This is a genomic window from Myxococcus sp. CA023 (genome assembly GCF_010998615.1).
Lineage (GTDB): Bacteria > Myxococcota > Myxococcia > Myxococcales > Myxococcaceae > Myxococcus.
Genome location: NZ_JAAEAH010000004.1, coordinates 40,202 through 53,239, shown reverse-complemented (window position 1 = coordinate 53,239; position 13,038 = coordinate 40,202). Strand labels below are relative to the sequence as shown.

Sequence of the window (13,038 nt, the reverse complement as noted above, 5' to 3'; positions counted from 1 at the left end):
GGAACTAGCGACGTTCCGTGGCGCCGGCGCCCTCCAGGGTGCAGATGGCGTCCGGGTGCTTGATGCGCAGCAGCAGCGCCTCCAGAACGCGGAACGGGTGGTTCATCCGCGACGCGCCCAGGTACGCCGCCACCATGTCCATGGACACCGCGAGGTCCATGTTCTCCCGGCCGGTGGACACCACCACGCCGGAGTCCCCGCGCAGGCGGTTGGACTGGTAGACGCCGTCCGACGCGAGTTGGCGGATGGTCTCAATCTCCAGTACGCCCGTCTTCTCGTAGATGCGGTGCAGCTGCGAGTACAGCCGCGGCGACAGGACGACGGCGTAGGGGCCGAAGTGGCCCTGCTCGTTGAGCTTGCGCGAGGCCTCGACGATGGCCTGGAAACCGCCACCCGGCGACGTCCAGTCACCCAGCGGCACCGTGAGCCGGCCGTTGGCCGTCATCAGGCCTTCGTAGCCCAGGCGCGCGTCACCGTAGAAGATGAGTTCGTCTTCCTGCTGCGCGCACAGCGCGGCGGCGCCGGCGGCGGCCGACACGTCCAGCGGCATGTTGTGCGTGCGCGCGGCCTCGATGTCGCGCCAGTGCAGCAGGAAGTCCTTGTAGATGATGGGGATGGTCTTGAACTTGCGAGCATCGGTGAAGACCATCGCGGTCTCCTGCTCGCCGACGATGTCCACGGCGCCGGGTGAAACGCCCTGGAACTCGTCGTAGGGAACCGTCTGCACCCCGGCGCCCAGCGGCCCGTAGATGTCCAGGATGCGCCGGCCCACCAGCGAACGCCGGGCGACCTGGATGACAGTCTCGTTCAGACGCGCCCACTCCTCTTCGCGGAGCGGGTTCTCGGCATGTCCAAGGAAGTCAGGCATGAAATGTGGCTCCAGAGGCATCGACTAGAGAAGGGGGAAGAGAGCTTCAGCGACCGCTGCCGGAACCACCGCCACCCCGGCGCAACGAACCCACGGTGAGCGGGTGTGACTCCACGGCGGGCGGCGGCGCGGGCAGGCCGTACAGCAGCCGCTGGGGCGGCAGGGACGTTGGCGGCTCGGAGGGGAGCCGGCCGTTGCGGCCGTTGACGGAGAAAGCCGGGCCGTCCGGTGCGGGCACATGGACGGTGGCGGGGGCGGGGGCCTCAGCGGCCTGGAAATGACCGGGGACGAAGGGCTTGGCGAAGTGGTCGTTCTGACCACTGTCCAACATGCGAAGCATGTGGACGGCCTCGGAGACGTGCTCCTTCTCCTCGGCGGCCAGGTGCTGGAAGAACGCGCGGACCTCGGGGTTCGAGGAGGCACGAGCGTAGGCTTCGTACTCGTTGATCGTCTCCAGCTCACGTGCCAGCACGAGGCGGATGCGCGCCACGTCGTCCAAGTCACTGTCGGGAGGGCCGGCCATTGGAGTGGACCCTTGCAATCCAGGGGGTTCGGCGTCAAGCGAAACAGGGGGACGGGGTTTCGGGCTTCATGACACCGAACGGCCCGCGTAGAGTCCGCCGCTCTCGTGACCACGTCCTCGCCCGAGTCTCCGCCCCCGCCGATTGCGCCGGTTGCGCCTCCTCGTCCCGAGCGCTCAGGAGGTGGCGCCGCGCTGGTAGCGGCTGGCATCCTTGCTTCCCGGCTGATGGGCCTGGTGCGCGAGCGGGTCTTCGCCCACTACCTGGGTAATTCGGAGGTCGCGGCCGTCTTCAAGGCGGCGCTGCGCATTCCCAACTTCCTGCAGAACCTGTTCGGCGAGGGCGTCCTCTCCGGCTCGTTCATTCCCGTCTACGCGCAGCTCTTGGGGCGCAAGGACACGGAGACGGCGGACCGGGTCGCGGGCGCCGTCTTCGGCATCCTGTCCCTGGTCACTGCGGTGGTGGTGGCGCTGGGCATGGTGTTCACCCCGCTGCTGGTGGATGCCATCGCGCCCGGCTTCCAGGGACAGGAGCGGGAGCTGGCCGTCCACCTGGTGCGCATCCTCTTCCCCGGCACAGGCATGCTGGTGCTGAGCGCCTGGTGCCTGGGCATCCTCAACAGCCACCGGCGCTTCCTCCTTTCGTACCTGGCGCCCGTCGTCTGGAATGTGGTCATCATCGCCGCGTTGGTGGCCGCGGGAGGCCGCTACGAGGAAGAGGCGTTGGTTTCGGTGTTGGCCTACGCCGTGGTGCTGGGCAGCTTCCTCCAGTTCGCGGTGCAGGTGCCCTCCGTCCTCAAGTTGATGGGCCGCTTCCGCCCGACGCTGTCGCTGGCGGCCGAGCCCGTGCGGCAGGTGCTGAAGAACTTCGGGCCGGTCGTGCTGGGGCGCGGTGTGGTCCAGTTCAGCGCCTGGGTGGACACGGCCTTCGCGTCACTCATCTCCAATCGCGCGCTGTCCTCGCTGCTCTACGCGCAGACCATCTACCTCATCCCGGTGAGCCTCTTTGGGATGGCGGTGTCCGCGGCGGAGCTGCCGGAGATGTCGCGCGCCACGGGGGAGGGTGCGGACGTGGCCGCCAGGTTGCGCCAACGCATCGACGGAGGCGCACGCCGCATCTGCTTCTGGGTCGTCCCGTCGGCGGCGGCCTTCCTCTTCCTGGGGGACATGGTGGCGGCGGCGTTGCTGCAGACGGGGCGCTTCGATGCGGCGGACTCGCGCTACCTCTGGTACCTGCTCATGGGGGCGGCGCTGGGGTTGGTGGCCTCCACGGTGGGCCGCCTCTATGCCTCCGCCTTCTATGCTCTGAAGGATCCGAAGACGCCGCTGCGCTTCGCGGTGGTGCGCGTGCTGGTGGGCACCCTGGGCGCATGGGTGCTGGGCCTGCGGCTGCCGGGATGGCTGGGTGTGCCGCAGCACCTGGGCGCGTTGGGCCTCACCCTGGCCAGCGGCCTGGTGGCCTGGCTGGAGGCGGGACTGCTGCGCCGCAAGCTGGTGAAGCAGCTCGGGCCGGTCGGCGTCCCGTCTGGACTGCTGCCTCGCTTGTGGGGCGCCGCGGTGGTGGCTGGATTGGTGGCGGTGGGCATCAAGGTGGGCCTTACCTCGCTGCTCGGGCCGATGCCCGGCGTGACGGCGGAGTGGGGGGGGGGCGTCCTGATGCCGCCGCGCCTGCACCCTGTTCTGGGCTTCGCAGCGGTGGCGCTCCCGTTCGGTGCTGTTTATTTCGGGATGTCCGCGGCCCTGGGCATCCCGGAGGCGGGAGCGGTGTTGCGCAAGGTGGGGCGGAAGCTGCGTCTGGTGCGCTAACCACCCGGGATTGCTTGGCTCCCTGCTTGCCGAACGGCCGCTATTTGGCGTTGCAATCATCGGATCCGGGATGCTCGGACGGGGTGCCTCCGTTATGGACGGAGCGTTGGCGTCAAAGACATGTGCGTCATCTGGCTTCCTCCGGACATGGCGCGCGTGTAGAGTGCGCCGCCTTTTTCACCGGGGCCCAGCTTCTCGGGAAGCCAGGGTCGAATTCGCTTCAGGAAGGTCTCGCAGTGAGCGACGAGAAGAACGGTTCCAATTCTGGCGGGATGGGTCCCAAGAAGCCGAAGGCCACCTTCGGTGACGTGATGCTCGGCATCCCTTCCGGGGGAGCTCGCAGCGAGGGCGGTCGGGGCGAACAGCGTGGCGGTGGCCGAGGAGGCGAGCGCAGCGGCAGTGGCCGTGGTGAGCGCGAGGCCCAGCCGCGTCCGGCGGGTGGTTCGCCGCGCGACGAGCGGGGGCCCCGTGGCGGGGGCGAGCGCCGTGGCGGAGGCGACCGTCGTCCGTCGGGCCCCATGGTCGTCGTGAAGCGGGCGTCGGGTGCCATCGAGACGCGCGGCCCGGTGGGGGATGCTCCCGCCGCGGCGACCGCGACGGCCGAGGAGACGACCGCTGCCGCCGAATCCTCCGCGGCGACGCCGGCCCCCACGCCGCGTCCGGTCACGCCGACGCCGGCGCCGACCAGCGCGCTGTATGAGGAAGTCCCCGAGGCCCAGTCCTTCGCCGAGATGTTCGAGGCGCAGGCCAAGGAGGGTGGGACGCCGAGCCGCAAGGGCCTGCGCGTGGGCGAGAAGGTCCGTGGCACCATCTTCCAGCTCGGCGCGGACACCGCGTTCGTGTCCGTGGAAGGCGCGGCCAAGAGCGAGGCGATGATCGAGCTTCGCGAGCTGAAGGACGACGAGGGCATCCTGCGCTTCGGCGTGGGTGACACCATCGACGCGCACGTGGTGGAGGTGGGGGCCAAGGGCATCCTGCTCAGCCGCGCGCTGGCCAAGGGCAGCGCGAACCTGGCCCTGCTGGCCGAGGCCCGCGCTTCCGGCATGCCCGTCGAAGGCCTGGTGCTGAGCGTGAACAAGGGCGGTGTGGAGGTCGCCATCGGTGACATCCGCGCGTTCTGCCCCATCAGCCAGCTGGACCTGCGCTACGTGGAGAAGCCGGACCAGTTCATCGGCGAGAAGCTCCAGTTCCGCGTGAGCGAGGTCCGCGAGCGCAACGTGGTGCTGTCGCGCCGCGCGCTGCTGGAGGACGAGCAGCGGCAGCTGGCCGCGGAGACGCGCAAGAACCTGGCCCAGGGCAAGATCGTCAAGGGCAAGGTCACCGGCGTGCGCGACTTCGGCGTGTTCGTGGACCTGGGCGGCGTGGAGGGCATGATTCCCGTCTCCGAGCTTTCGTACACCCGCGTCGGTCACCCGAGCGACGTGGTGAAGGTCGGCGACGACGTCGAGGTCGAGATCCTCCGCATGGAGGCCGGCCAGCCCAACTCGCCGGACAAGTCCAAGCAGAAGGAGCGCATCACGCTGTCCATGCGCTCGCGCCAGGAGGATCCGTTCCAGAAGGCGCTGTCCGAAATCAAGGAAGGCGACCGCCTCCAGGGCAAGGTCGTCCGCCTGCAGCAGTTCGGCGCCTTCGTGGAGCTGCGTCCGGGCGTGGACGGTCTGGTCCACATCTCCGCGCTGAGCGACCGCCGCATCGCGCATCCGCGCGACGTGGTGAAGGAAGGGGAGACCGTCTGGGTGTCGGTGGAGAAGATCGACACGCAGGAGAAGCGCATCGGCCTGCGCCGCATCTCCGAGGAAGAGGCGCAGCGTCCTCCCGAGGAGCGTACGGCGCCCGCCGCGGAGGCGGCCGCTCCGGCGCAGCCCGCCGCGCCCCGTCCCAAGGTGGGCCAGGTCGTCGTGGGCAAGGTGGACCGCATCGAGCCGTACGGCGTCTTCCTCGCGTTCCCGGGCGGCAAGGGCTTGCTGCCCGCGAGCGAGACGGGCACCGAGCGTGGCACCGACCTGCGCAAGCACTACTCGCTGGGCCAGGAGGTGAAGGTGGCCATCCTGGACATCGACGCGTCCGGGAAGATCCGCCTGTCCGTCACCGCCGCCATCCGCGCGGAGGAGCGCGCCGAGGTGGAGGCCTGGCAGAAGACGCAGCAGCCGCAGGGCGCGGGCAAGAAGGGCTTCGGCACCTTCGCGGATCTGCTCAGCAAGGCGCGCAAGTAATTCCCTGTCTCCAGCGCTGATTTCGTTGATGTGGTCAGCGCTGGAGAAAGGTGTTGACGGTACAGGCGAGGGACGGTACTTACCGCCTCGCCTCTCTCTACCGCGGGGTGGAGCAGCCTGGTAGCTCGTCGGGCTCATAACCCGAAGGTCGCAGGTTCAAATCCTGCCCCCGCAATTTGCTGTTCTTCGAAGCTTGATTGGAATCGCAGTCAGGTTTTGAGTAGTTGAGTCTCAAGACATGTCGCGGGGTGGAGCAGCCTGGTAGCTCGTCGGGCTCATAACCCGAAGGTCGCAGGTTCAAATCCTGCCCCCGCAACTCGTTGCACCTCGAATTCTGATTGGAGTGACAGTCAGGTTTCGAGTAGCTGAACCCAAACATGTCGCGGGGTGGAGCAGCCTGGTAGCTCGTCGGGCTCATAACCCGAAGGTCGCAGGTTCAAATCCTGCCCCCGCAACTCAGGTCGGCCCGGTCATTCTCATGGAATGGCCGGGCCGATTTCTTTTGTGCGTCTCGACACGGCGACCGTCCTCCGGCACGGCTGTCCTGCGTCCAGCCGAGCGCGTTGTGTTCGCTGGTGAAGGCGTACCCGGCACCACGGTCCATCTTCCTCGTAGGGGATTGCCCCCACCGGTGATGCGCGGCTCACGCCGCCGACAACGACGAGGAGGAGTCCATGGACGCCGACATCACGCATGTCCTGCTGGTCGGAGGTACGGGGCGTTTTGGCGGCAGGTTGGCGTCGGCGCTGCTGGCGCGTCCCGGCATCCATCTGCACGTGTTGGTGCGTCCGGGCACGCGCAGCGACGCGCTGGTTCGCCTGGCGGAGCATGGGGTGACGTTGGTGAGCGGGACGCTGGATGACATGCGCTCGCTCGATTCGGCCTTGGAGGGCGTGGACGCGGTGGTCTCCGCCGTGAGCGGACCACCCGAGGTTCAAGTGGAGGGGCAACTCCGGTTGCTGGACTCCGCGCGGCGGCATGGCGTCATCCGCTTCATCCCTTCGGACTACTCGCTGGACTACACCGACGCGGACGCGGGTGGCGCCTTCATGGATGCGCACCGCCGTGTCGCGGACGCAGTGGTGAAGAGCGGCGTGCCGCACACCTTCGTCCTATGCGGCGCGTTCATGGAGACGGCGCTGTCGCCGCAGGCGCAGGTGTTCGACTTCGAGCACGGCGTTGTCTCGTACTGGGGCACGGGAGACGAGCCCTTCGACGTCACCGCGATGACGGATGCGGCGCGATGGGTGGCGGAGGTGGTGGTGGATCCTCACGCCGCGGGCCGACGGCTGGAGTTCGTGGGGGACGTGGCGACGGTGAATGACGTGGCCGCCCTGTACGAAGCGCTGACCGGTCAGCGCCTGCGCCGCCTGTGCAGGGGAAGTGTGGAGGACCTTCGCCGGCAGCTCGTGCGCGCGCGGCCCGAAGGCGTGTCCGTCCAGGTGTCTTCAGCGGAGCTGAGTCTGCTCTCGCAGCTTGCGGGGAAGGGGAGACTGCGCGATCCGGCAAATGCCGAGTACCCGCGGCTCCGGCCTATGACGCTGCGCGACTTCCTTGAAGCACGGTGGATGGTGTCGACATCCGCGCGGGCGACGTTGCCACTCGCTTCACAGCCGTAGCCCGCGAGCATCGCGGACACTCGGTGGAGTCAGCGCGTCTCGGTGGCGGTGCGCTGCGGGCTTGGGTCGCACGCCAGCAGGGCGCACTGCGTCGCGGGCGCGCACTGATCATCACAGCAGCGCAGATGTCCCCAGGGGCAGCCACGGGATGTGGCCGTGCTGTTTTTCTCCTCGGAGGCGGATTGCGTCGCGCTTCCTGAGTCTTTCGCGCCTCCGTTGCCGCGCGACATGGACTCAGGTGTCGCGTTACCCGGGTCCATGGTGGCTTCGGCACGCGGGAACGGGCGTTCCGCGGTGCCTAGACACCCAGTAGCGCCAAGCACAAGTGCCCAAAACACCACTCCCCAAACGCCTGCGCCTCCATAACCCGTGCTCATGGCTCCCCCATGTTCGACGCAACCTGCCGTAATTGCGGAATTCTGCGCTCCGTTGGAAAAAAAGCGTGTGTCGCCTTTTAACTTACATCCGATCGGGCACTAATCTCTCCGCCAGGTGACAATCTGTCACTTGGTCGCCTTCTGACCGTGACTGGGAGTTTCGGCGATGGGGCCGGAACCTTGGACCCAGGCTGTAAGGAAGGCGGCCACCCCCGCCGTCGTAAATGGAGTTTCCCCACGTGAGAAGGTTGGTTGCCACGCTGTCCGGGCTTGCCCTGGTACTGTCCGGTACCAGTTCCGTCGCCCGGACGCTGCCGAACTATGATGCACTCCAGGACGCGAAGCCCGCGGGTCGTGCCACCGCGGGATTCAAGCCGGTCAACAGCAGCCTGAAGGGGGCGCGGGTCGCCCACAAGGACTCGCTGACCGGTTCCCCGACGTTTATCTGGACGCACCCGACCTCGGAGCAGACGAAGCTCCGTGGCGAGTACGCGAAGATGTCTCCCGCCAAGGCGGCGCTGGCGCAGATTTCTGCCCACGCTCCTCTCTACGGTCTCGCTTCGTTTGAGGCCGCGGGCGCGACGGTCACCAACGTCAGCACCAACACGCAGGGCGTGAAGGTCGTGACGCTGGCCCAGGAGTCCTCGGGAATCGAGGTCTTCCGCCAGTCGCTGAAGGTGCTGCTGAACAAGCACAACCAGGTGGTTGCCATCTCCGGCAGCCTCTCCAAGCACGGTTCCGTGGAGATCCCCAAGGGCAAGGCGCGCTTCACCGTGCCCGCGACCGAGGCGATCGCCGTGGCCTACAAGGACCTCACGGGCGCCGCGCTGGACCGCAACCTGCTCACCCGCGTGAGCGACGCGAAGAAGGGCGACAAGTACTCGCACTTCACGCTGGCCAGCTACGCGCGTCCGCTCGAGGAGGGGTTTGTCATCCCCGCCCGCGCGAAGCAGGTCTACTTCCCGCTGCCTGGCAAGCTGGTCCCCGCGTACTACGTGGAGATCAACACGGGCCGCGCGAACAGCGTGGACTCGGACTACTTCGCGTACGTCATCTCCGCCACCGACGGTCAGTTGCTGATGCGCAACGACCTGAAGGCGCACGCGGAGTTCAGCTACCGCGTGTTCTCGGACACGACGCCGCCGTACACCCCGCACGACGGTCCGATCGGCAGCGGCGGTACGCCGCACCCGACCGGCACCCCGGACGGCTACGTCTCGCCGTACGTTCCGGCGAACCTGATTACCCTCGAGAGCCTCCCGTTCAGCCGGAACGATCCCTGGCTGCCGGACGGCGCGACGGAGACCACGGGTAACAACGTCGACGCGTACGCGGACCTCACCGCGCCGGACTACTTCAACCCCGGCGACCTCCGCGCTTCCGTCACGGCTCCGGGCGTGTTCGACCGGACCATCGACTTCGGCATCCAGCCGAACGCCAACAACGAGCAGATCGCCGCGGCGACGACGAGCCTGTTCTTCCTGAACAACTGGCTCCACGACTGGTACTACGACGCCGGCTTCGACGAGGCCTCCGGCAACGCCCAGCATGACAACTTCGGGCGTGGCGGCGTGGGTGGTGACCGTCTGCAGGCGCAGGCGCAGGACTACAGCGGCACCGACAACGCCAACATGCTCACGCCGGCGGACGGTGCGTCGCCGCGCATGCAGATGTACCTGTTCGCAGGGCCGCGCAACTCGCGCCTGACGGCGAACGCTCCGGCGGAGGTCGCGGGTGACTACCAGGGTGGCGTCTCCTCCTCCTTCGGTCCGCAGACCTTCAACGTCACCGGCGACGCGGTAGCGGCGCGGGACGCGGCCAACACCAATGGTCCGACCGACCGTGACGGTTGCACCGCGCTGACCAACGCGGCCGAGGTCGCTGGCAAGATCGCCATCATCGACCGCGGCAGCTGCGACTTCGTCATCAAGGTGACCAACGCGCAGAACGCGGGCGCCATCGGCGTCATCATCCACGACAACGTCGCGGGTCCCACGATCGACCTGGGCGGCGACTCCACCACCATCACCATCCCCACGCTTCGCGTGAACCTGGATGATGGCAACGTGCTGCGCAGCGGCCTGCCGGCGCTCAACGTCACCCTGTGGCGTGGCCCGACCACGTGGATCGACGGCACCATCGACAACGCCATCGTGGCGCACGAGTGGGGCCACTACATCAGCAACCGCCTCGTCGCGAACTCGTCCGGTCTGGTGAACAACCAGGGCCGCTCGATGGGCGAGGGCTGGGGTGACTTCACCGCCCTGCTGATGATGGTTCGCGCCGAGGACATCAACGTCCCGTCCAACGCGAACTGGAACGGCGCCTACGCCGCCGCGGGCTACGCCACGCGCGCGGACGCGAACTCCGAGTTCTTCGGTATCCGCCGTGGCACGTACTCGTCGGACCAGACCAAGAACGCGCTGTCGTTCCGTCACATCATGGACGGCGTGGCGCTGCCCACGGGCGTGCCGTTCAACGGCAACACGGGTCAGCCGAACTCGCAGGTCCACAACTCCGGCGAGATCTGGGCGACGATGCTGTGGGAGTGCTACACGTCGCTGCTCCGCGCGCATCCGTTCCAGGAGGCGCAGGACCGGATGAAGAGCTACCTGGTGAACGGGTACAAGCTCACGCCGGCGGCCCCCACGTACCTGGAGGCGCGTGACGCCGTCATCGCGGCGGCCTACGCCAACGACCCGGCGGACGCCGAGCGGTTCTGGACGGCCTTCGCCAAGCGCGGCGCGGGCGTCGGCGCCGTGGCTCCGGACCGCTACTCCACGAACCACGCCGGCGTCGTAGAGAGCTTCGTGGTCGGCTCGGCCATCCAGATCGTGTCGGCCGAGTTCTTCGACGACATCGAGGCTGGCGCGTGCGACTTCGACGGCATCCTGGACAACGGTGAGACGGGCCGCATCGAGGTCACCGTGCGCAACGCGGGCGCGCTGCCTGCGTCCGCCTCCAGCGTCAACCTGTCCTCCGCCTTCTCGGGTCTCGAGTTCGGCAACGGTGGTCAGGCGAGCTTCCCGGTCATCCCCGTGTTCGGTACGGCCACGGTCTCCATCCCGGTCTCGCTCACGGGCGCGACGGGCCAGCAGGACGTGACCATCGACATCGCGGCGCGTGATGCAGGCCAGGCGCTCCCCGGCGACATCACGGACAGCATCATTCTCACGACGCACTTCGACGAGCGTCCGAACTCCTCCAACATCGAGGACGTTCAGATCACCCCGTCCAAGCTGCCTTGGGAGACCGAGTACGACGAGGCCCTGACCCCGGCCGCGTTCAGCGTGGTCACGTTCGCGGACGGCAACCGCACGTTCTACGCGGAGAACACCGCTTCCTTCGCCGACGTTCGCCTCATCTCGCCTGAGCTGAATGTCAGCGCGACCGAGCCCTTCGTGATCAACTTCATGCACGCTTGGGACTTCGAGGATGACTACGACGGCGCCACGGTCGAAATCTCCGAGGACGGTGGCGACACCTGGGTGGACATCGGCGATCCGATCCACAACTCGGTTCTTGAGAACTACGCAGGCAACCTGAACCCGCTGGCTGGCAAGCCCGCGCTGTCCAGCTACAACCCTCAGTTCCCGGGCATGCTCCCCGCGACCATCGACCTGGGCACGGCCTACGCCGGCAAGACGGTGCAGGTCCGCTTCCGCGTCGGTACGGACATGAGCGGCGGCTACACGGGCTGGCTGCTGGACGACCTCGAGTTCAACGGCATCACGAACACTCCGTTCACCACCATCGCGGCTGAGGATGGCGTCTGTGTGAACTCCTGGCCCATCGCCAACGCCGGTCCGGACCGGTCCATCGCGCCCGGTGAACTGGTGAACCTCTACGGTTCGGCTGCCGATCCGGAAGGCCAGCCGGTGACCTTCACCTGGGCACAGACGTCTGGCCCCGCGGTCACCCTGGCGGGTGCCAACACCCTGAACCCGTCGTTCACGGCGCCGCAGGTCACCGAGGCCACCGCGCTGGTGTTCACGCTGACCGTCTCCGACGGCGTCAAGACGTCCACGGACTCGGTGACCGTGACGGTGGCGCTCCCCAACAATCCGCCCACCGTGAACGCGGGCCTCGACGGCATCGTCGAGGAGCGCGCTGAGTACACGCTGAGCGGCTCCGCCAGCGACGCGGACGGCCATGCCCTCACGTACCTGTGGACCCAGGTCTCCGGTACGCCGGTGGCAGTGAAGGACTACACCACGCCGACGGCGACGTTCATCGCGCCCGAGGTCACGCTGGATGAGCCGCTGGTCTTCCGTCTGACGGTCAGCGACGGCATCGCCACGGCGAACGACACGGTCACCGTGACGGTCACCAACGCGAACCGCGCGCCCATCGTCTCCGACACGTCCGTGGCCTTCGCCGCGGGTACTGTCACCGTGACGGCCTCCGCGGTCGACCCGGATGGTGATGCGCTCAGCTACAGCTGGGAGCAGACGGGTGGTTCGACGGTCGCCATCAATGGCGCCGACACGTCTGCCATCTCCTTCGCCACCCCGGTCCCGGGCTCGTACGAGTTCACCGTGACGGCGACGGACGGCTCGGCCTCTGCCTCCAAGGCGGTGCCGGTGACCATCATCGATGGTTCTCTGCCGGCGAACTCTGCGCCGACCGTGAACGCGGGTATCGATGCCACGGCGAACGCCGGCGACATCGTGGCGCTCAGCGGCTCCGCGAGCGACGCCGAGGGTGACACGCTGACGTACCACTGGGAGCAGATCGGTGGCACGCCGGTGACCCTGACGGGTGCCGACACCCTGACGCCGTCGTTCACCGCGCCGAGCACGGCCAACGGTGACACGCTGGGCTTCATCCTGACGGTCAGCGACGGCACCTCGACCACCAGCGACGTCGTGCGCGTCGTCGTGGCGGCGGACCCAGGTGCCAACCCGAGCAACACTGCTCCGGAAGCGGACGCGGGCGAGTCGGCCATTGTGGCGGAGGGCGCCACCGTGACGCTCAACGGCACGGCGACCGACGCTGACGGTGACACGCTCGTCATCGCCTGGACGCAGATCGGCGGCACGCCAGTGACGCTGTCTGACGCGTCCTCGCTGACGCCGACGTTCACCGCCCCGGCCTCCTCCGAGCCGCTGACCTTCCTCCTGATGGTCAGCGACGGTACGGCGACTGTCGTCGACGTGACGTCCATCAGCGTGACCGAGGAGAACGTCGCGCCGGTGGCGACCGCTCGCGCGGTGCTCTCTGGCAACCAGACGTCGGCCACGCTCGACGGCTCGGCTTCCAGCGACGCGAACGGCGATGCGCTGACGTACCGCTGGACGCAGGTCTCCGGTCCGAACGCGACCATCTCCGGCGCGGACCAGGCGGTTGCGGTCGTCAACCTGCCTGACCTCGACGACAAGACGGCGTCGTTCTCGTTCCGCCTGACGGTGAAGGACTCCGCGGGCGCCGAGAGCAGCACCACCGTGCAGTTCGCCGCCCGCAACGGCGGTGACAGCGGTGGCTGCTCCGCGACGGGCGCGGGCGCTCCGGTCGGCATGATCGGCCTGGCGCTGCTCGGCCTGCTGCGCCGCCGTCGTCTGAACTGAGACGCGCGGGTCCTCCTCCTGCCTCCGGGTGGGAGGAGGCCTCCGCGGGGCCCGGATGAAGTGAGTGT

At 68.0% G+C, this 13,038-nt stretch carries 6 protein-coding genes and 3 tRNA genes; 7 read left to right on the top strand and 2 right to left on the bottom strand.

Annotated features, from left to right (window positions below):
* Positions 1 to 4 precede the first annotated feature (4 nt).
* Positions 5 to 868, bottom strand: a complete 864-nt coding sequence (gene encA / locus F8M74_RS02055; protein ID WP_141254361.1) for an encapsulin nanocompartment shell protein EncA — start codon at positions 866 to 868, stop codon at positions 5 to 7.
* A 46-nt stretch (positions 869 to 914) separates the two neighbouring features.
* On the bottom strand, positions 915 to 1,391 hold the full coding sequence (gene encB / locus F8M74_RS02050) for an encapsulin nanocompartment cargo protein EncB (protein ID WP_163884311.1): 477 nt from the start codon (positions 1,389 to 1,391) through the stop codon (positions 915 to 917).
* A 105-nt stretch (positions 1,392 to 1,496) separates the two neighbouring features.
* Here encB and murJ point away from each other — a divergent pair, with 105 nt between their 5' ends.
* From murJ to mepA, 7 genes are all read left to right on the top strand, one after another.
* The gene (gene murJ, locus F8M74_RS02045) at positions 1,497 to 3,194 is read left to right on the top strand and encodes a murein biosynthesis integral membrane protein MurJ (RefSeq protein WP_141254363.1); all 1,698 of its coding nucleotides are present in this window, start codon (positions 1,497 to 1,499) and stop codon (positions 3,192 to 3,194) included.
* Positions 3,195 to 3,466: 272 nt separating this feature from the next.
* Positions 3,467 to 5,407 carry a S1 RNA-binding domain-containing protein gene (locus F8M74_RS02040; RefSeq protein WP_141254364.1) on the top strand — a complete coding sequence of 647 codons (1,941 nt, stop codon included), beginning with the start codon at positions 3,467 to 3,469 and terminating at the stop codon, positions 5,405 to 5,407.
* A gap of 101 nt (positions 5,408 to 5,508) precedes the next feature.
* Positions 5,509 to 5,582, top strand: a tRNA-Met gene (locus F8M74_RS02035).
* Positions 5,583 to 5,649: 67 nt separating this feature from the next.
* Positions 5,650 to 5,723 (top strand) — tRNA-Met (locus tag F8M74_RS02030).
* Positions 5,724 to 5,788: 65 nt separating this feature from the next.
* Positions 5,789 to 5,862, top strand: a tRNA-Met gene (locus tag F8M74_RS02025).
* A 219-nt stretch (positions 5,863 to 6,081) separates the two neighbouring features.
* Entirely contained in the window at positions 6,082 to 7,026 is a 945-nt protein-coding gene (locus tag F8M74_RS02020) for an aromatic alcohol reductase (protein WP_141254365.1), read from the top strand.
* A 601-nt stretch (positions 7,027 to 7,627) separates the two neighbouring features.
* A complete protein-coding gene (gene mepA / locus F8M74_RS02015; protein WP_141254366.1) occupies positions 7,628 to 12,970 on the top strand; it encodes a myxosortase-dependent M36 family metallopeptidase MepA in 5,343 nt (1,780 codons plus the stop codon).
* Positions 12,971 to 13,038 lie beyond the last annotated feature (68 nt).

Bases quoted from the DNA above. Each gene is read 5' to 3' on its own strand.
- mepA (WP_141254366.1), top strand. From the start codon at position 7,628: ATGGAGTTTCCCCACGTGAGAAGGTTGGTTGCCACGCTGTCCGGGCTT.
- F8M74_RS02040 (WP_141254364.1), top strand. From the start codon at position 3,467: ATGGGTCCCAAGAAGCCGAAGGCCACCTTCGGTGACGTGATGCTCGGC.
- F8M74_RS02020 (WP_141254365.1), top strand. From the start codon at position 6,082: ATGGACGCCGACATCACGCATGTCCTGCTGGTCGGAGGTACGGGGCGT.
- encB (WP_163884311.1), bottom strand. From the start codon at position 1,391: ATGGCCGGCCCTCCCGACAGTGACTTGGACGACGTGGCGCGCATCCGC.
- encA (WP_141254361.1), bottom strand. From the start codon at position 868: ATGCCTGACTTCCTTGGACATGCCGAGAACCCGCTCCGCGAAGAGGAG.